Source organism: Paradesulfitobacterium aromaticivorans, assembly GCF_054657415.1.
The window spans coordinates 336,200-355,834 of record NZ_BAAHYT010000008.1 but is presented as its reverse complement, the minus strand read 5'-3'; the positions used below and the strand labels follow the sequence as shown (position 1 = coordinate 355,834).

The window sequence follows — 19,635 nt, the reverse complement described above, 5'->3', positions numbered from 1 at the left end:
AGTTCGCATTAGATCTGGGGGAAGGGACAAATGTTAAGCCAAGTCCCGCTTGCTAAAGTTTTATCAGCGGTGTTTGAATCCATCCACGAGGGAATTATTGTCACTGATAACACGGGCAAAATTATTTTCTATAACTCAGAGTTGGGCAAGTTAGAAGGTCTTGAGCCGCCGAGTGTAATCGGGAAGCACCTGACAGAAGTTTATGATGCTGTCACCTTTGACACGAGCGAACACCTGAGCGTAATCCAGAGCGGTCAGCCTGTTCTGGAAAAGAGAAAAACGTATTTTACAGCTAATGGCAAAGAAATCACTATCGTTGCCAGCACCTTTCCGGTTTATGATGAAGGCAAGGTCGTGGCAGCATATTCTGTCTGTCGGGATATTACCAAATTTAAAGAGCTACTGACGAAAACAATGCAGCTTCAGGACCAGATCGGGCAGGAACAGGAGTATGTGGGCAGCAATGGCACCCGCTATTCTTTCGACTCGATGATCTTTGCCAGCTCGGGGATGCAAAACCTAATTAATTCTGCCAAAAAAGCGGCCGAAGCAGACGGCTCCCTGCTCATTTTCGGAGAAACAGGTACAGGTAAAGAACTGTTAGTGCAGGCAATTCATAACTACAGCAGCCGCAAAGACGAGCCGTTTGTTGCCATCAACTGTGCCGCCATTCCGGAAACCCTGTTAGAGAGCATCCTTTTCGGTACGGTCAAAGGAGCTTTTACCGGAGCGGTGGATGGCAAAGGCCTGTTTGAACAAGCCGGAAAAGGGACTCTCTTTTTAGATGAATTAAACTCCATGAGTATAAGTCTGCAGGCCAAACTCCTACGCGTGCTGCAGGAGAAGTCTGTGCGCCGGGTGGGAGGAACCGCGGAGATCCCGGTGCGCTGCAGGGTTATCAGTTCAACCAATGTGGACCCGTGGGAATCCATTAATACCGGGAGTTTACGCAAAGACCTTTTTTACCGATTGGCGGTGATTTCACTTTATATTCCCCCGCTACGGGAACGGGAAGAAGATATTGGGGCTTTGCTAACGTATTTCCTGCATAAGTTTCAAAGAATTTACGGTGGGAAAGAGGTACGGGTCTCCTCAGAGCTAAAGGAAGCTTTCTTGCACTACTCGTGGCCTGGTAATGTACGCGAACTTGAGCATGTTATCGAGAGTGCTGTCAATATGCTCGACGGGGGTCAGATTATTAGGGTAGAACACCTTCCCCCGTATCTGAAAACCAGGTTTGTCAGTCAGGATGCTGCTTTACGAGGGAATATTGTTAAAGCAGAGGGTACACTTGCCCAGATTCTCCGCGATGCTGAAAAACAAGTGCTGACCGAAGCTTTGAGGGCCCACGGGGGCAATATTACCAAAGCTGCTGAGTCTTTAGGAATTGCTCGCCAGAATTTGCAGTACCGCATTCGCAAATTGGGAATCGAACAAATGGGATAGCAAATTTTTTTGGCAGTGACAGAAAATTTTGCAGCACAGCAGGAATTCGGGCTAATTCAAGGCTTAGCCCGTTTTTCTTTTGTCTGAAGAGCAAAGAAAATATGCACTGCGTTTTTCTGGGGTGCTTAAGCTGCAACCTTTGCAATTGTCTGAAAGTTGGTACGGATTTTGCATAAAATTATTTTCAAAGTGAGGTGGGATTGTGGACATCAACTTAGTGGATTTTTTTCAGCGCAATACCAAGACAATCATGGAGTATACCGAAAATCACTTCACTCTGGTATTGTCAGCCGTAGTAATCTCACTGCTTATCTGGGTTCCGGTTGGGCTTTTGCTCACGAAAAATGATAAGTGGGCGGCGCGGGTAATGGCTTTAGCCAATACGATTTTTTGCATACCGAGCTTGTCTTTGTTTGCGATCATGGTGACAATTCCGGCTTTGGGTTTGGGCAGGAAATCCGCTCTCTTGGCTCTGGTGCTGTATGCGATGATGCCTCTCATCCGTAATGTTTATGATGGGGTGAAAAATGTCGATCGCGATGTCATCGAAGCAGCTCAGGGGATGGGCATGAGTTCTGGCCGCATCATGCGGGAAATCCAACTGCCCTTGGGTATGCCCGTTATTTTTGCCGGTTTTCGGATTACGGTGGTTATGACTACAGGGATCGCTGCGATTGCTACTTATATCGGAGAACGCAACCTCGGTCGCTTCATCCAGGAAGGGCTCGTCAGATCGAACACTTCGATGATTATTATGGGCGCTCTTATCATCTCGATCATTGCCATTGCCTTGGATACTATTCTGGGTGCGGTTGAGAAAATGGTCATCCCCAAGGGAATGAAAGTTCGTCGCTAAAATTACAGCAACACCAGCGGATGAAGAAAGGCAGGGTAATTAGACCTGCTACGCGCTAGCTAAACACACGTTAGAGGGGGATGCCCAATGATTGAGCTTAAAAATGTTACTAAACAATATACAGGTCAACCCCACCCGGCGGTTGCTGACCTTACTCTTTCTGTACCCGAAGGGGAAATATGCGTGCTTGTCGGCCCCTCAGGCTGTGGCAAAAGCACGACCCTACGCATGATTAACCGTATGATCGAACCTACGGCCGGCAGCATTACCATTGAAGGCAAGAGTGTGATGGATAATGATCCTGATCATCTGCGCATGGGCATCGGGTATGTGATTCAGCAAATCGGACTTTTGCCTCACCGCACGATTGCGGAAAATATTGCAATTGTACCCCGTCTCTATAAGTGGCCTAAAGATAGGATCGTGAAGCGGGTGGATGAGCTTCTGATGATGATGGGCTTAGACCCGGAAAAGACCAAGAACAAGTACCCGTCCCAGCTCAGCGGCGGCCAGATGCAAAGGGTCGGGGTTGCGCGCGCGATGGCGGTTGACCCCCCGATTATGCTGATGGATGAGCCTTTTGGAGCGGTCGACCCCATAGCCCGTACGCATTTGCAGGACGAGTTTCTGCGTTTGCAAAAGGAAATCCGGAAAACGATTGTGTTCGTGACCCACGATATAAACGAAGCCATAAAAATGGGAGATAAAATTGCGATCTTCGGGGAAGGGAAACTAGTGCAGTTTGGCACCCCGGAAGAAGTGCTGACTAATCCGGCCAATGAATTTGTGGAGAATTTCATTGGGTATGATAGGATCGTGAAAAAGCTTTTCCTTTACCGTGTGGAGGAAGCGGCCCGCCGGGATGTCTGTGGGGTGCGTCCGAGCGAACTGGAAAATGCCCTGAGCAAGATGCAGGCTGAACACGCGGAAGTGGCCTTCCTCCTCGATGATGAGGACAAGCCTTACGGTTATTTGACCCGGGAGGAAATGGAAAACGGAGAAGCTCCGCGTGATGCTGAAGGCTTGCAGATGCTCGGAGCGCAGCGGAGCAAAGCTTTGGTCCAAACCGCGACTCCCTTGCCTGATGCCTTGTCCGTGATGCTTGAATATGACTGTGACTATCTAGGAGTGCTGAATGAGGGCAAGCTCTGGGGGATGATGTCATTTAAAGATATCCGCAGGCATGTTTACCGGAGAGTGGGTGAGTAAATGAAGCTGACATGGGAACGCTTTCAGATCGCCCTTTTTGAGAAAGCACCGGAAGCTTTGCTGACTCATCTTTTGATAGTTTTGATTACGGTGGCTTTAGCGATCATCATTTCTGTGCCCTTAGGGGTATTTTTGACAAGGCCGAAATACCGGAAGTTCGGCGTATTTGCTCTTAATATCTTAAACATCCTGAATGCGATTCCGGGTATGGCTGTGATCGCTCTGGCCCTCCCGATTTTAGGGCTGGGGCTTAAACCGGCAGTCGTGGCCCTGCTTTTTCAGAGTTTGTTGCCGATCGTACGCAACACCATCGCCGGCCTCCTGGAAGTCAGCGCGGATGTTAAGGAAGCGGCAGCAGGTATGGGAATGAGCCAAAGACAGATTATGCTGGAAGTAGAGATGCCTTTGGCGATGCCGATTATCCTGAGCGGGATCAGAACTTCGACCGTGTATGTTGTAAGTGTGGGTACTCTGGCGGCCTTGATCGGAGCCGGGGGCCTAGGCAACATGATTATTGGCGGACTGGCACTGTTTATGCCCGAATACCTGATCGTCGGGGCGGGCCTCGGAGCGATCATGTCCATCTTCTTTGACCGGGCTCTGAGCTACCTGGAATATAAAATCACTCCACCCGGCGTACGGGCTCACTGAGAAACTTGCTTCAGCCGGAGTTTAAGTCCATCTGAAGTCTAGTTGAACTTATCCAGGGGCTTAGTGCCACTTATCTTCCACTAAGAAGTGGAAGTCTTAGTGGTACTTAGCCATCGGATAAAGCCTGCTGGCTTAAGCAGGAAGGAGGGGTTTCGGGAGCAGGGGAAAAGTTTGTCAAAGGGATGTACCTACTAGGAAGGAGAATTGTTTAATGAAATTGTTCAAGAAAAAGTTAACCCTAATCAGCGTTGTATCGGCGCTCGTTCTCGCACTCGCTCTTGGCGGCGTGGCCGGCTGCGGCAGCACTCAATCCGCAGACACAGGAGCGACTAAGAAAGGCCCGACCATTAAGATTTCTTCGAAAACATTTACCGAGGCTCAGCTTCTGGGGACTATGAGCCTGCAGTACCTGCAAAGCAAAGGGTATCCTGTAGAGAACAAAATGGGCCTGGGCGAGCTGGCAGTTATCCGTCCTGCGCTTGTATCCAAGCAAATTGATATGTACTGGGAGTACACCGGCACCGGAATTTTGGCGCTCATGAAGGCCGATCCTATTTTTGAGGAAAAAGCGGCTTATAAAGCTATCAAAGACTGGGATGCTAAGAATGGCATTGCTTGGCTTGACTATGCTCCTTTGAACGACACCTATGCTATCGTCACTCCTAAAGAAGTGGCTGACAAATACAACTTAAAAACCACTTCTGACTATGTCAACCTGCTTAAGAGCGGCACCCACCTTAAGTTTGTAAGCTTTGTGGAGTGGGACGAGAGGGCTGACGGACTCCCTGCTTTTGAAAAGACCTATGATTTCAAAATGCCTAAAGGAGATATTGTCGACGTAGCTATGGGCTTAAACTACGATACCCTGAAAAACAAAAAGGGCGACCTGGCTTTGGCCTTCACCACTGAGCCGCGTATCCTTACTGATAACCTGGTTGCGCTTAAAGACGACAAACAGGCCTTCCCGGTATACAATGCTGCTCCGGTTGTGAGACAAGAAATTCTCGATGCCTATCCTGATCTCGCTAAAGATCTAAAGGCTTTAAGTTCTGTGATTGACACCGCCACGATTACTGATCTCAACAAGCAAGTAGATGTGGACAAGAAATCTATCGAAGAAGTTTCCACTGCGTTCTTAAAGAGCAAAGGGCTCATTAAGTAATTCGTTTTGGTATAAGTCAACATTGCCTTGCGCCTTCCCGTCCTATTATCGGGAAGGCGCAAGGCTTAGCACTCGCCTCGTCTGGTACAGAAAGGAAGGCTTTTTTTATGTCCAAAATAGAGCGCTTTGTTGAATTATTTGCTGTCCCGGAATTTGTTATCCCTTATTTATCTTACTTTGTATCGGAAAAAGATATTGACTTGGTCTTAACTTTGGACGGAGGTAAGTTGAGTGCCGCGGAAGTAGCGGCTAAATTAGGAATTGAGCTTAAACAGGCTGTGGAACTTCTGCAAGAAGCTTATCTGAAGAACCTTGCCAACCGCGAAGAACAAGATGGAGAGCTGCGCTATTTTGCTGCTGATTTCTATGACAAGCTCGATTACCAGTGCAAATTTGGAGAGAACTACCGCGAACTGGACAAAGAGATCAGGGATGCTTTGGACAGGTGGTGTTATGACGTATATAAAGAAGGGATGAAGCCCTATATTGCCCAACTGACGCGTGGGGAAGCGGTGGCGCGGGCTCCTGAGACTTTTGAGCTTCTTAGCAATTTGGATGAGCTAATGGACTCGGTGCACAAGATCCGTCTCGTTCCTTGCAACTGTCGGCGCCTGGCCGAGAACTGCGAGCGGCCGACCGGAACTTGCCTCGCTTTTGACGATACGATCACAGACAGAACCCAAGGGCGCGAGCTGACAAAAGAAGAAGCCAAAGAAATTGTGAAAATGGCGCATAAGAACGGCCTCATGCACCAGGTCAACAGCGACTGGCGTACGAACGGCCCGACCTGGATGTGCAACTGCTGTTCCTGCTGCTGCTACCCAACCCGTTTGGCGCAAGAACAGGGAACCAAAGGGGTATTTCCTGTAATTCAATATGTTGCGGAGCGCGACCTGGATAAGTGCACTCATTGTGGGATTTGTACTCTCAAATGTCAATTCTCCGCTTTTCACCGGACCGATGAAGAAATTAAGATTAAGGGTAAGGCACGCACGCAAGTCGGCTTTGATCCTGAGAAATGCTGGGGGTGTGGCCTTTGTGCTGACGCCTGTCCCAGTAAAGCTATTAATATGCAACAATTAAGTGCAAAAAGTTGATGCAACGCCAAAAAAATATGCGCCAAAGAAATCTTGCGCCCAGCCTTGGGACAAACTAAGGTGAGCATAAGTTTTTGGCGTGTGAGTGAGGTTTGGCAAGAGTGAAAGGCCTGTCTGCGAGCTAATTTCAGGGGTTTGGAGGGTTTGGCATGAATATTGCAAAAGTTTTAACAACACAAGCTCAACTTCCTTCCATCTCTTTAAACTAAAACGTTCCATATATTAAAGCACGAGGAGGTCACAGGAGTAGATGACTAGATTTCGCTCCAATCAAACACACCAAGCTACACCTTTGCTGCGCTGGGTGACAGAAGACCAGCTGGAAGAAATTCATTTGGCGACTCTGGAAGTTCTAGAAAGGACCGGGGTCCAGGTTGATCACCCGGAAGCGCTTAAGCTCCTTAAAGATGCGGGCTGTATTGTCAACGGCAACCGGGCCAGGATTCCTGGCTGGCTGGTAGAGGAAGCGATCAGGATGGCTCCGCGCAAAATTGTGGTAGCCAACCGCAAGAAAGAGCGCGTGATGCCGCTGGAAACAAACCGCACTTATTTCGGTACCGGCTCAGACCTGCCTTTTACCATAGACCTTGAAAGCGGGGAATACCGGCGCTCCACCAAGAAAGACGTGGAACTGGCGGCCCGCGTGATGGATTACCTGCCTAACTATGATTTTGTGATGAGTTATGCCATTGCTTCTGATCAAACCGCTAAAGTGAGCGATTTGCATCAGTTTCAGGCGATGGTTGCCAATACGGTGAAGCCGATGATCGTGACAGCCCATGACGAGCGCAACATGCGGGCGCAATTGAAAATGGCAGCCGTGGTGGCCGGTGGGAAAGAAGAACTTAGACAGAATCCGTTCCTGATTTTGTACTCTGAGCCCATTTCGCCCTTGGTCCACACCAATGACGGTGTCGGTAAAATGTTTGCTTGTTTTGAATACGGCGTGCCGGTTGTGTATACCCCGGGCATACTCTCGGGTGCCACCACACCGGTGACCAAAGCAGGCACGATTGTGCTCATGAATGCTGAAGCTCTGGCCGGGGTGGTCATGGCCCAGTTGAAACAGAAGGGTGCTCCCATCATTATTGGCGGCGGTGCCACTCCCATGGATATGAGGAGTACCGCAACCCTGTATGGATCTCCGGAGACCATGATGAATTACGCGATTATGACCCAGTTGTCCCAGTACTACGGGATTCCCAACTTTACAGAAGCCGGGTGTGTCAATGCTCCGGTGCCGGATGCCCAAGCGGGGATGGAAGCAGGAACCGGGATTTTGATGGCTCAATTAATGGGTGCGAATCTAGTTCACGATGTGGGTTATCTCGAAGGCGGGAAAACCGGCTCCTTAACTTTCCTCACCATGTGCAATGATTTTATGGATGCAGCCCGTTACATGGGAGCAGGAACGAAGATTAATCACGAGACCCTGGCTGTGGATGTGATCGATGAAGTAGGCCCTGGCGGCAATTATGTGGCCCATCCCCATACTTTTAATCATTTTCGCTCGGAAATATGGTCCCCTGCGACGTTTAACCGCCTGTTCTGGCAGAACTGGGAGGCCCAGGGTTCCAAGACCGTGGAAGACAAGGCCAAGGAACTGGCCCAAGAGATTGTGGCCAAGCACACTCCGGAGCCGCTCACAGAAGATGTCCTTAAAGGGATGAACGAGATTATTGTCGAGGTCGAGAAGAACTAAAGCAACGGGGAGAGGGGGGTTAATAATGGCAGTAGGAAGCGTACACGGCAACGGCATGTTTTTCCGCACCCTTAGTGAGGAACAAGTGCAGAGTATTCATCAGGCTAGCTGTGAAATTCTCGAGCAGACCGGTATGGTGATTCACCATGAAGCAGCAGTGGAACTTTTGCGGGCAGCCGGAGCGCATGTGGAAAACGGCAACCGGGTTTATTTCCCGACGTATTTGGTTGAAAACTCTTTGGCCTCAGCCCCTTCACGCGTGTCCATGTACAATCGCAAAGGTGAACCGGCTCTGTATTTAGAGGGTTCTAAGGTTCACTTCGGCACGGGGTCAGACACGCTTAACTATCTTGACCCGTTTACGCAGGAACGGCGGAACTGGCGGCAGGAAGATGTAGCGAACGCTATCAGAGTTGTCGATTATTTGCCGCACATTGATTTCGTGATGTCCATGGGGCTTTTGTCAGACGTTGACAAGAGAATGATCAACCGCGAGCAATATGCGCTCATGCTTCAAAATACCACGAAGCCTCAGGTCGTGATCGCCGAAGATGGGGACACGCTCAAAGATATTATCGCCATGGCCGCAGCTGCGGTGGGAGGCAAGGAGAAGTTAAGGCAGAAGCCTTTGTTTATGCTGTACACTGAGCCTACTTCCCCGTTGCAACACCCGCGTGAGTCAATTGACAAGCTTTTGCTTGCGGCTGAACATGGAGTGCCGACTAACTTCGCCTGCGGCGGGGTAGCCGGGGCTTCCGTACCAACTACTGTGGGTGGAGCCTTGGTTCAGGCCAATGCGGAAGCCTTGAGTGGCTTGGTTATTCATCAGCTTAAAGCTGCGGGAGCGCCTTTTATTTATGGCTATGGCAATTCTCCGATGGACATGCGCACCATGCAGGCGGTTTACGGCACGCCGGAAGCGGTCATGTTCCAGGGGGGGCTCGTTAATTTAGCGCATTTCTATAAACTTCCGTCCTGGGGTTATGCGGGCTGCAGCAATTCCAAGGTCACGGATGAGCAGGCCGTGGTGGAAGCCACCATGTTTACTTTAATGGGCGCGTTGCAGGGTTGCAATATTATGCATGATGTGTTTTACATGGAGTTTGGGTTAACTGGATCGCTTGAGCTTTTGCTTATTAATAATGAAGTGATTGGCAGGGCGCGCAGAATGCTCGACGGTATCGCCACTGACCGCGAATCTCTGGCAGTTGAAGCGATCAAACGGGTAGGCCCCGGCGGCAATTTCCTGGGGGATATTCATACGGCCAAGCATTTCAAAGAGAACTGGCAGTCCGACCTCTCTGATTTTAACAGTTATGAGAACTGGTCGGCCGCTGGCAGCAAGACGATGGTCGAACGGGCGCGTACTAAGCTGAAGGCCATCATGGACAATCATCAACCTGAAACTGTCTCTGATGAAGTCCGAACCCAGATTGCCGAGGTCTTGGCCCAGGCACGGGTTAGACTGGGTGCAAAGCAGTAAAGTGGGGGAAAAGAGATGGCAGAAGTAACAGAAACCCTCGGTAATCAAAAAGCAGCCATAAAACAACCGACTCCGGCTAAAAAAACCGTGTGCATCGATGGCAACAGCCTGACGATCGAGGATGTGGTGGCTGTAGCCCGCCAGGGGGCCAAAGTGGAGTTAAGCTCCCAGGGTGCCATTAACATGGAGATTTCGTATCAGATGGTACGAACCCTCCTGGAAGAAAAAAAGGTTGTCTACGGGATTACGACCGGATTTGGCAAGTTCAGTAATGTTGTCATTAATAAAGATCAGACGGAGCAACTGCAAAAAAATCTGATCATGAGCCATGCTACCGGGGTCGGCAACCCCTTGCCTACGGAAGTGGTGCGCGGGATTATGCTTCTCCGGGCCAACGCGCTCACCAAAGGACACTCCGGTATCCGTCCGGAAGTTGTAGAAGTCTTACTGGGGATGCTGAACAAGGGTGTGCACCCGCTTGTGCCGGAAAAAGGCTCAGTGGGCTCCAGCGGTGACTTGGCTCCCCTGTCGCACGTGGTTTTGGTTATGATCGGCTTAGGAGAAGCAGAATATCAGGGCACCAGGATGCTGGGCAAGACTGCGTTGGAAAAAGCGGGGATTCCGGTCGTGCAGCTCCAGGCCAAAGAAGGGCTGGCGCTCATTAACGGCACGCAGGTCATGACAGCGATTGCTTCCCTGGCAACTTATGATGCCATAAAGCTGGCGGACAGCGCTGATATCATCGGAGCCATGACTGTGGAAGCTTTGGAAGGGATAGCGGACGCTTATGATGAGAAGATTCAAAAGGTGCGGCCGCATCGCGGGCAAAGCGAAAGTGCCGCTCATTTGCGTAAGCTGGTGGCGGAAAGCAAGATCTTGGCTGAAGCTAAACATGGGCGTGTGCAGGATGGGTATTCCTTAAGGTGCATGCCGCAAGTGCACGGGGCTTCCCGTGATGCTATCCACTATGTGCAAAGCGTGGTCGAAGTGGAGATCAACTCTGTCACTGACAACCCACTCTTGTTCCCGGCTGAAGGGGAGGTCATTTCCGGCGGGAATTTCCACGGCCAGCCCTTAGCCTTGGCTATGGATTTTCTCGGGATTGCGCTGGCTGAGTTGGCTAATATTTCCGAGCGCCGGGTCGAGCGTTTGGTTAATCCGCAATTAAGTGGCGGCTTGCCGGCCTTTCTGACAGAGAAAGGCGGGCTGAACTCCGGGTACATGATCGCTCAGTACACGGCCGCATCCTTGGTCTCGGAGAACAAGGTTTTGGCCCATCCTGCCAGTGTTGACTCCATTCCCACCTCCGGCAACCAGGAGGACCATGTCAGCATGGGGACGATCGCCGCGCGCAAGGCCCGCACCATTTTGGAAAACGCGCAGTATGTGCTGGCGATTGAATTGCTCTGCGCCGCCCAGGGGATCGACCTGCGCGGGAATACTCCGGGCAAAGGCACTCAGGAGGCCTACAATGCCTTCAGGCAGCACATTCCGAAGCTTCAGGAAGACAGAGTAGCCTATCTTGACATTGAATTGGCTGTCAAAATTCTCCGCGGAAATGTTTTACTAGATGCGGTAGGAGAAATTGCTTGAGTATCAAATAATACTATTGATTATAGGAGGCATAAAACAAATGAGTGAATTCAATAAAATGTCGGAAATGGTTATTGCCGGGGATTTTGCAAGTGTCAAAACCCTCACCCAAAAAATGATTGATGATAATGTTGATCCCATCAGCATTATTAACGACGGTCTAATGCCAGGCATGAACGTGGTGGGTGCTCGTTTCAAAGCCGGGGATATGTTCGTGCCGGAAGTTATGATGTCTGCTAAAGCTATGGCTGCCGGAATCGAACTGGTTAAGCCCCTGATCGCTGAGAGCAATATGCCAACTGCCGGCAAAGTGGTGATTGGTACGGTTAAAGGGGATTTGCACGATATCGGCAAAAAATTAGTTAACATGATGCTCGAAAGCGCCGGTTTCCAAATTGTCGACCTCGGAGTTGACATTGCTCCGGCAAAATTTGTCGAAGCTGTGAAAGAGCATAAGCCTCAGGTTATCGGCATGTCCGCTCTTCTGACCACTACCATGCTTTCCATGAAAGATACGATTGACGCTCTTAAAGAAGAAGGACTGCGCGACAGTGTCAAAATTATCATCGGCGGTGCTCCTGTAACTCAATCCTTTGCTGAGCAAATCGGGGCTGATGGCTATGCTCCTGATGCTGCTGCTGCCACGGATCTGTGCAAACAACTTTCCGCAAAATAGTAATAAGGTATGAGTATTGAAACTGACGGGAGGTAACTTTAGTGTTAATTATCGGTGAATTGATTAACACCAGCCGCAAGGCGATTAGAGAAGCGGTCGAGAACAAAGACGGCGAGTACATTAAACAGATTGCCAAAGCCCAGCTAGCGGCAGGAGCCAATTACATTGATGTGAACTGTGGCACCAGGGTGTATGATGAAGTAGACATTATGGAATGGCTGGTGAACCTGGTGCAAGAAGCTGTGGAAGCTCCTTTGTGTATTGACAGCCCTGATCCGAAAGCGATCGAAAAGGGCTTATCTTTAGCCAAGTACGGACAGCCCATGATCAACTCCATTACGGCGGAAAAAGAGCGCTACGGACAAATCTTGCCGCTGGTGCAAAAGTATAAAGCCAAAGTTGTAGCCCTCTGCATGGATGATACCGGGATGCCGGAGACTGCGGATGATCGCATGCGTGTTGTCAGCACCCTGCATAAGAACTTGACCGCAGCCGGGGTGGCTGAAGATGATATTTACTTCGACCCCTTGGTCAAACCGGTCAGTACCGGGGACAATGCCGGTTTGGAAGTATTAGAGACTGTTGCGCTTATCTCCAAGGAGTTTCCGAACGTGCACAAGGTGTGCGGCCTGAGCAACATTTCCTACGGATTGCCAAACCGCAAAGTGTTAAATCAACTGTTCATGGTGCAAACCATGACCATGGGCATGGACAGCTACATCCTCGATCCCCTTGACAAGACGATGATGGGTTTTGTTTACGGTTCGCAGGCTCTCTTGGGCAAAGACTCCTATTGCATGAACTATTTAACATTCCACCGCAACGGGCTGTACTCCTAAGCTAAAGAGTGATTCTTACAGTAGCCCTTCGGGGCTACTGTAACTATATCTGGGGAGTGAGATAAATGACTAAACATAAGGTGACATTTCTTCCGGACCGGATTGAAATTACCCGCCGGGACTTCCGTGATGAAGGCTGCGGCTGAGGCCGCATGGATTTCCAGGACAAGTTCATCGACGCTCTAGGGTTTTAAGGAGGGGATAAAAGATGATCAGCAACCTCGACATTGCTAAGGCTATGACCGTCAAGCTTGATCCGGTCTTGCCAGAATACCCTAAATTCGCAGAAGGAATTCGCCGCGCTCCGGACCGCGGTTTTAAGCTGACGCCGGAGCAGACTAAAACTGCTTTGAAGAATGCCCTTCGCTATGTGCCGGAAGAACTTCATAAAGTATTGGCTCCGGAATTTTTGGAAGAGTTGCGGACCACGGGCCGGATTTACGCTTACCGCTTCCGTCCGCAAGGGCGCATTTACGGCAAGCCCATTGAGGAATACAAGGGAAACTGCCTTGAGGGCAGGGCTTTTCAGGTGATGATTGACAACAACCTGGACTTGGACGTGGCCCTTTACCCATACGAACTTGTAACTTACGGGGAAACGGGCAGTGTCTGCCAAAACTGGCTCCAGTACCGCCTGATAAAAAAGTACCTGGAGATTATGACCAATGAACAAACCCTGGTGCTGGAATCAGGGCATCCGCTCGGACTGTTCCCGTCGAAGCCGGAAGCTCCCCGTGTCATCATTACGAATGCCATCATGGTCGGGATGTTTGACAACCAGGAGGATTGGGAAACGGCGGAGCAAATGGGTGTGGCCAACTATGGCCAGATGACAGCCGGCGGCTGGATGTATATTGGGCCGCAAGGGATTGTGCACGGGACTTTTAACACCCTGCTTAATGCTGGCCGGCTCAAGCTTGGAATGCCGCAGGACGGGGACTTAAAAGGACGCCTCTTTATTTCTTCCGGCTTAGGCGGAATGAGCGGAGCTCAGCCTAAAGCGATTGAAATCGCCAACGGAGTCGGGATTGTGGCTGAAGTTGATGCATCCCGCATTAAGACCAGGCACGATCAAGGGTGGGTCAAGGAGGCTTCGGCAGACCTGAGCGAGGTTTTCCGGATTGCCAGGGAATACATGGACAAGAAAGAGGCCATGTCCATTGCCTACCATGGGAATGTGGTCGATCTTTTGGAATATGCGGTTAAAAACAAGATCCATGTGGATTTGCTTTCGGACCAGACCTCCTGCCACGTGGCTTATGACGGCGGGTACTGTCCGCAGGGGGTAAGCTTTGAGGAACGCACCCGTCTCCTGGCTACAGATCGCAAGAAGTTCCGCGAACTTGTGGATAAAAGCTTAAGACGCCATTTTGAGCTTATTAAAATCCTGGCTGAACGCGGCACTTATTTCTTTGACTATGGCAATGCCTTTATGAAAGCTATCTTTGATGCCGGAGTTCAGGAGATATCTAAAAACGGCGTGGACGAGAAAGACGGCTTTATTTTCCCATCTTACGTGGAAGATATCATGGGTCCGGAACTGTTCGACTATGGCTATGGACCGTTCCGCTGGGTCTGCTTAAGCGGCAAGAGTGAAGATTTGTTAAAGACAGATCATGCGGCGATGGCGTGTATTGATCCGAACCGCCGGGGTCAGGACCGGGATAATTATGTCTGGATTCAGGATGCGGACAAGAACAGACTGGTGGTAGGGACCCAGGCGCGTATTCTGTACCAGGATGCGGAAGGCAGGGTCAGAATTGCGCTTAAGTTTAACGACATGGTGCGTACCGGAGAGATCGGGCCGGTAATGCTGGGGCGAGATCATCATGATGTGAGCGGCACTGATTCTCCTTTCCGTGAAACTGCGAATATTAAAGACGGCAGCAATGTCATGGCTGACATGGCAATACAGTCTTTCGCCGGAGATGCTGCCAGGGGCATGAGCTTGGTGGCCTTGCACAACGGGGGCGGGGTTGGGATCGGCAAAGCGATCAACGGCGGTTTTGGACTGGTGCTCGATGGCAGTGAGCGCGTGGATAATATTATTAAGTCAGCCTTGCTCTGGGACGTGATGGGCGGAGTCGCCCGCCGTTCTTGGGCGCGCAACCAGCATTCGATCGAAACCAGCATCGAGTTTAACGAGCGCTACCAGGGGCAAGGGCACATTACCCTGCCGTATATCCCGCAGGAAGCGCTGGTGGAGGACTTGGTCAAAGGCATGTTTAAGAAGATGGGGAAATAGGCGGTGACTTTAATGTCTAAAGTAGTAGAGTGCATTCCAAATATCAGTGAAGGCCGACGACTGGATGTGGTGGAAGAAATCGTCGGGGAAGTTAAGAAAGTCCCTGGGGTAACCTTGCTTGATTATTCGAGCAACGCCGATCATAACCGGACGGTCATAACCTTTATCGGGGAGCCGGAAGGAGTTTTGGAAGCGGCGTGGCGGCTAATCGTGAAGGCTGCGGACAAGATCGACCTTGATCAGCATCAGGGAGAGCACCCGCGCATGGGTGCCACGGATGTATGTCCTTTCGTCCCGGTACGCGAAGTTACGATGGATGAATGCGTAGAGTTGGCCCGCAAGCTTGGACAACGGGTGGGGCAAGAATTAAGCATCCCTGTGTACTTGTATGAGAAGGCGGCTACCCGCCCGGAGAGGCGCAACCTGGCCGAAGTACGGCGGGGACAGTACGAGGGCATTAAAGAAAGCATTAACACTCCGGAACGCAAACCTGATTATGGTCCGAGCGTCATGGGTAAAGCAGGGGCGATTGCGATCGGTGCGCGCCCGCCTTTGGTTGCTTTCAACATAAACTTAGGCACAACCAACTTGGATATTGCCAAGGCTATTGCCAAAGGAATCCGCGGCAGTTCCGGCGGATTTGTAAACATTAAAGCGCTGGGAGTTGAGCTGGCCGCGCAGGGAATGGTGCAGATCTCCATGAACATGGTAGATACCCAGGCAACTCCTCTGTACCGGGCGATGGAGTACATTAAGGCAGAAGCGGCTCACTACGGCGTGCCTGTGATCGGAAGCGAGATCGTGGGCTTGGTACCGCTTGACAGCATGCTCGATGTGGCTTCGTACTACTTGAAATTAGGTGATTTTTCGTACGAGCAGATTTTGGAAAAGAGGGTATTTGGGTTTTAAGGGGTGACGTTTAGATGTCTCAGGCGGATTTGTTTATTCACTCTGCGAGCTATCTGGCTACGGTCAGGGGATATTCGGCAGAACCGGCGCGTGGAAGCGCAATGGCTGAGGTCGGGTTGATCGAAGACGGGGCCGTGGCGATTGTCGGAGATAAAATTGCGGCGGTGGGGACAACTGCCGACCTGGAACGGGAAGGATGGGTCGGTCCGGACACCGAACGCCTGGATGCCAGCGGAAAAGTTGTAACTCCTGGTTTTGTCGATCCCCATACCCATGTTCTTTATGGTGGTTCGCGCGAAAATGAGCTGCCCTTAAAGCTGGCGGGCGTGCCTTATTTAGAAATCTTAAAGCAGGGCGGCGGCATTCTCTCTACCGTACGCGCTACAGCCTCTGCCGGTGATGAGGAACTTAAAGAACAGACTAAGAAACGCCTGCGTACGATGCTGAGCTTAGGAACTACCACTGCCGAAGTAAAGAGCGGGTATGGTTTAAGCCTTAAAGAAGAACTGCGGGCCTTAAGGCTGATCGCTGAGTTGAATAAGGAGGAAGTCCTTGACCTCGTGCCGACTTTCATGGGGGCGCACGCCGTGCCGCCAGGTTCCAGTGAAGAAGAGTTTACTAAGACCGTCGTTGAGGAAATGCTGCCGCAAGTTGCTGACCAAGGGATAGCTGAGTTCTGCGATGTATTCTGTGAGCCTGGTGTTTTTAGCCTGGAGTCGAGCGAACGGATTTTAGCTAGGGCGAAAGAATTGGGCTTTAAGCCCAAAATCCATGCGGATGAGCTGGAAGCAGCGGGGGGAGCGGAGCTGGCAGCGAGAATAGAGGCAGTGAGCGCTGAGCATTTGCTCCAGGCGTCTGACAGAGGGATTAAAGATTTGGCCCAGGCCGGAGTGATAGCCGTTTTGCTCCCGGCTACATCCTTTAACTTGGCCAAGAACACGTATGCTAGGGCTAGGGATATGGTGGCAGCCGGAGTGCCGGTGGCCTTGGCCACAGATTCTAACCCGGGTTCATCCCCGACTGAATCCATGTCCTTGGTGCTCACCTTGGCCTGCCTTTACTTGAAACTTTCTCCGGCAGAAGCTCTTACTGCAGCCACGATTAATGCAGCCCACGCCCTCCAGAGAGCTGGCCTGGTGGGGAGCCTGGAAGTGGGGAAACAGGCAGATGTGCTCATTCTCGATGTGCCCAATTTGAACTATCTCCCCTACCACTTCGGCAACAACCCTGTGGACACCGTGATCAAAAAAGGGAAAATGGTGTGGGAGAACCTGCGAGACTCATAAAACCTTAATATCAAGTGCAAACCCTAATTCGGTACAAACCCCAAAATATGAGTGCAAAACGGACCTCTCAAAGAGAGTCCGTTCGTTTTTTGCATCCTCTAACATTTGCCAAATCTCTTTGCGCAATTAAATTACATAAGTGCAAAAAAATTTGCGTTTTATTCAAAATCTGCAGGAAGATACACATCAAAAAGCGAACTAATTATAGGTGTCTCACCGTAGTGCAGCCGCACCTGGCGTTTTCGGTATAGAAAGGACATTGAAAGCAATGAAATTCAGACGCAGCGTTTCTCTGAAAGATAATGGGTATCCGGCCGTTCTGATATTTGACCGTTTTTTGCATCTGCAATCCTGTTCAGGGGCGGCCAATCGCTATCTTGAAGACATGCACACGCAGCCAAAAGTCCTGGGCATTCCGGTTTCGACGATTCCGGCTTACACTGATTCGAAAATCATTGCCTGGAAAGGCCAACTCTTAATTCTTCATGCCCGGCCACTTCGTGCAGACCAGGGTGGATATCGGGTTGGCATCAAGCCGGTTAGCGAAGAAGAGGTTTTGCACAAAAAAGTCAAAATGTATGAGACCATTCTTAACTCAATTCACGAAGGAGTATTGCTGACAGACCCTGCCGGATATGTCACTTTTTATAATCAGGAACTAGCTACCTTGGAAGGGCTCGATCCTGACTACGCCTTGGGCAAACACATTACTCAGCTTTACCGGGAATCTCCGGAGACAAGCGAGCACTTGCGGGTTTCACAGACGGCACAGCCTCTTGCGGAGACGTACCAGAAGTATTTTACCAATACAGGGCAAGAAGTTCATTCCGTAGCTACAACCGTGCCTATTCTGGAAGGGGATGAATTGCTCGGCGTATATTCCGTATGCCGGGATTTCACGCACATTAAAGAAATTCTTACGCGCACCTTTGAGCTTCAGGATCCTAAGGACGAGGAGAAAGACCTCAACTTGCCGGCTCAGGAACAGGCTATAGCTAAGAAGAAAACAGGAAACATCCGTCCCGGTCAAGGGGCTTATTATACTTTCGGGGATATCATCGGCAAAAGCAAAGCCATCCAGACCGTGATCGAGGGTGCGCAGCGGGCCATGACCAGTTCGGCCAACATCCTAATCTACGGAGAAACAGGCACAGGCAAAGAATTGCTCGTTCAGAGCATCCACAACGGCAGCCCGCGCGGCTCGCAGCCGTTTGTGGCGCTTAACTGTGCTGCGATTCCGGAAAACCTCTTGGAAACGATGCTCTTTGGCGCGGTCAAGGGTGCGTATACGGGCGCAGTGCCAACCACCGGCTTATTTGAGTATGTGGGCGAGGGCACACTTTATCTGGATGAGATTAACTCTATGAGCATTGGGCTGCAGGCTAAACTCCTGCGCGCCCTGCAAGAAAGGAGCTTCCGTAAGGTTGGAAGTGTGACGGAAATCGCCCTGCGCTGCCGGATTATCAGCTCGATTAATGTCGATCCGCTCACTTGCCTGCAGGAACACATGTTGAGAGAGGATTTGTTTTACCGTCTGTCAGTGATCTCCCTTTACTTGCCGCCCTTGCGCGAACGTAAGCAAGATATTCCGCTGTTAACGGAATTTTTCCTGAGGAAGCATTCTGAAGACTATGGCGCTAAGAAACTCGATCCTGAGCTTACTCAGGCATTTCAGGAATACCGGTGGTCAGGGAACATCCGGGAGCTGGAAAATGCAGTGGAAAGCATGGTCTGCATGTCTGGAGATGATAAATGGCTGACGCGCGAGCAGCTCCCGATGTATCTGCGCCAGAATTTGGAGTCGGCCCTTGGTCAGAAGAAGACAGATGAAGCAGGTATCCTTCAGCTCAATCACTCTTTAATGGATACTGAGAGCACTTTGATTGCTGACGCGCTTAAAAAATACAACGGCAATGTCAGCCAAGCGGCCAAAGAACTGGGAATTTTGCGCCAAAGCCTGCAGTATCGGATTAAAAAGTTGGGGATCGAAGTAGAGAGGTACAGGAGGTAAGGATTTTTTAGAGTGAACAAAAATGCTCACCCATGAAGAGTAATTTCTTGAAAAAACTTTCCGAACCTTATATAATAGTAATCAAACAAGCTTCATAAAATAAAATCGGGATGCTGAAACATCCCGGCTGTACAACCTGCCGCTACGGAAGCGGCCACTAAAGAAGAGCAAGTAGTTCCGGGCTAGGGAAGGCTACTTGCTCTTGTGCATTTCGTTGAGTATAAGCACAACAAGCGTTGCGAATGCGACAGCGAACATCAAAGCTTGATAAGTAGTCATAAGCCTCACCCCCCTCCGAGGGATTCGGCCGCCCACCCTAGCCTATAAGGTTGTACAACGATATTATAACATGCAAAGAAGCAACAGGATACACTACTATTCACACTTTTCTGCCGCTCCTTCTTCCTTGGAACAATAACTAAGATAGTGCTATACTAGGTGTGGCCGTAATCGTTACGGTCACCTTATTT

The 19,635-nt window shown here is 50.4% G+C and carries 15 protein-coding genes; all 15 read left to right on the top strand.

Annotated features, from left to right (window positions below):
• The first annotated feature begins 30 nt into the window (after nt 1-30).
• On the top strand, nt 31-1,446 hold the full coding sequence (locus ACYQ2N_RS03900) for a sigma-54 interaction domain-containing protein (RefSeq protein ID WP_459997618.1): 1,416 nt from the start codon (nt 31-33) through the stop codon (nt 1,444-1,446).
• A gap of 202 nt (nt 1,447-1,648) precedes the next feature.
• Nucleotides 1,649-2,302: an ABC transporter permease gene (locus ACYQ2N_RS03895; protein ID WP_459997617.1), complete on the top strand. Its 654-nt coding sequence runs from the start codon at nt 1,649-1,651 to the stop codon at nt 2,300-2,302.
• Nucleotides 2,303-2,389: 87 nt separating this feature from the next.
• Nucleotides 2,390-3,511 carry an ABC transporter ATP-binding protein gene (locus ACYQ2N_RS03890; protein WP_459997616.1) on the top strand — a complete coding sequence of 374 codons (1,122 nt, stop codon included), beginning with the start codon at nt 2,390-2,392 and terminating at the stop codon, nt 3,509-3,511.
• Nucleotides 3,512-4,162, top strand: a complete 651-nt coding sequence (locus ACYQ2N_RS03885) for an ABC transporter permease (RefSeq protein ID WP_459997615.1) — start codon at nt 3,512-3,514, stop codon at nt 4,160-4,162.
• 211 nt (nt 4,163-4,373) lie between these two features.
• Nucleotides 4,374-5,324: a glycine betaine ABC transporter substrate-binding protein gene (locus ACYQ2N_RS03880; protein WP_459997614.1), complete on the top strand. Its 951-nt coding sequence runs from the start codon at nt 4,374-4,376 to the stop codon at nt 5,322-5,324.
• A gap of 107 nt (nt 5,325-5,431) precedes the next feature.
• Nucleotides 5,432-6,421 (top strand): 4Fe-4S binding protein, encoded by a 990-nt coding sequence (locus ACYQ2N_RS03875; RefSeq protein WP_459997613.1) that lies wholly within the window; start codon nt 5,432-5,434, stop codon nt 6,419-6,421.
• A gap of 250 nt (nt 6,422-6,671) precedes the next feature.
• A complete protein-coding gene (locus ACYQ2N_RS03870; RefSeq protein WP_459997612.1) occupies nt 6,672-8,123 on the top strand; it encodes a trimethylamine methyltransferase family protein in 1,452 nt (483 codons plus the stop codon).
• A gap of 25 nt (nt 8,124-8,148) precedes the next feature.
• Nucleotides 8,149-9,606: a trimethylamine methyltransferase family protein gene (locus tag ACYQ2N_RS03865; protein WP_459997611.1), complete on the top strand. Its 1,458-nt coding sequence runs from the start codon at nt 8,149-8,151 to the stop codon at nt 9,604-9,606.
• Between the two features lie 15 nt (nt 9,607-9,621).
• Nucleotides 9,622-11,199, top strand: coding sequence for a histidine ammonia-lyase (gene hutH, locus ACYQ2N_RS03860; protein WP_459997610.1), 1,578 nt, complete (start codon nt 9,622-9,624; stop codon nt 11,197-11,199).
• Between the two features lie 40 nt (nt 11,200-11,239).
• The gene (locus tag ACYQ2N_RS03855) at nt 11,240-11,875 is read left to right on the top strand and encodes a cobalamin B12-binding domain-containing protein (RefSeq protein ID WP_459997609.1); all 636 of its coding nucleotides are present in this window, start codon (nt 11,240-11,242) and stop codon (nt 11,873-11,875) included.
• Nucleotides 11,876-11,916: 41 nt separating this feature from the next.
• Nucleotides 11,917-12,714, top strand: a complete 798-nt coding sequence (locus ACYQ2N_RS03850) for a methyltetrahydrofolate cobalamin methyltransferase (protein ID WP_459997608.1) — start codon at nt 11,917-11,919, stop codon at nt 12,712-12,714.
• A 208-nt stretch (nt 12,715-12,922) separates the two neighbouring features.
• On the top strand, nt 12,923-14,959 hold the full coding sequence (hutU, locus tag ACYQ2N_RS03845) for a urocanate hydratase (protein WP_459997607.1): 2,037 nt from the start codon (nt 12,923-12,925) through the stop codon (nt 14,957-14,959).
• Nucleotides 14,960-14,971: 12 nt separating this feature from the next.
• On the top strand, nt 14,972-15,868 hold the full coding sequence (ftcD, locus tag ACYQ2N_RS03840; RefSeq protein ID WP_459997606.1) for a glutamate formimidoyltransferase: 897 nt from the start codon (nt 14,972-14,974) through the stop codon (nt 15,866-15,868).
• A gap of 14 nt (nt 15,869-15,882) precedes the next feature.
• Nucleotides 15,883-17,154, top strand: a complete 1,272-nt coding sequence (gene hutI / locus ACYQ2N_RS03835) for an imidazolonepropionase (protein ID WP_459997605.1) — start codon at nt 15,883-15,885, stop codon at nt 17,152-17,154.
• 268 nt (nt 17,155-17,422) lie between these two features.
• The gene (locus tag ACYQ2N_RS03830) at nt 17,423-19,165 is read left to right on the top strand and encodes a sigma-54 interaction domain-containing protein (protein WP_459997604.1); all 1,743 of its coding nucleotides are present in this window, start codon (nt 17,423-17,425) and stop codon (nt 19,163-19,165) included.
• Nucleotides 19,166-19,635: the final 470 nt, after the last annotated feature.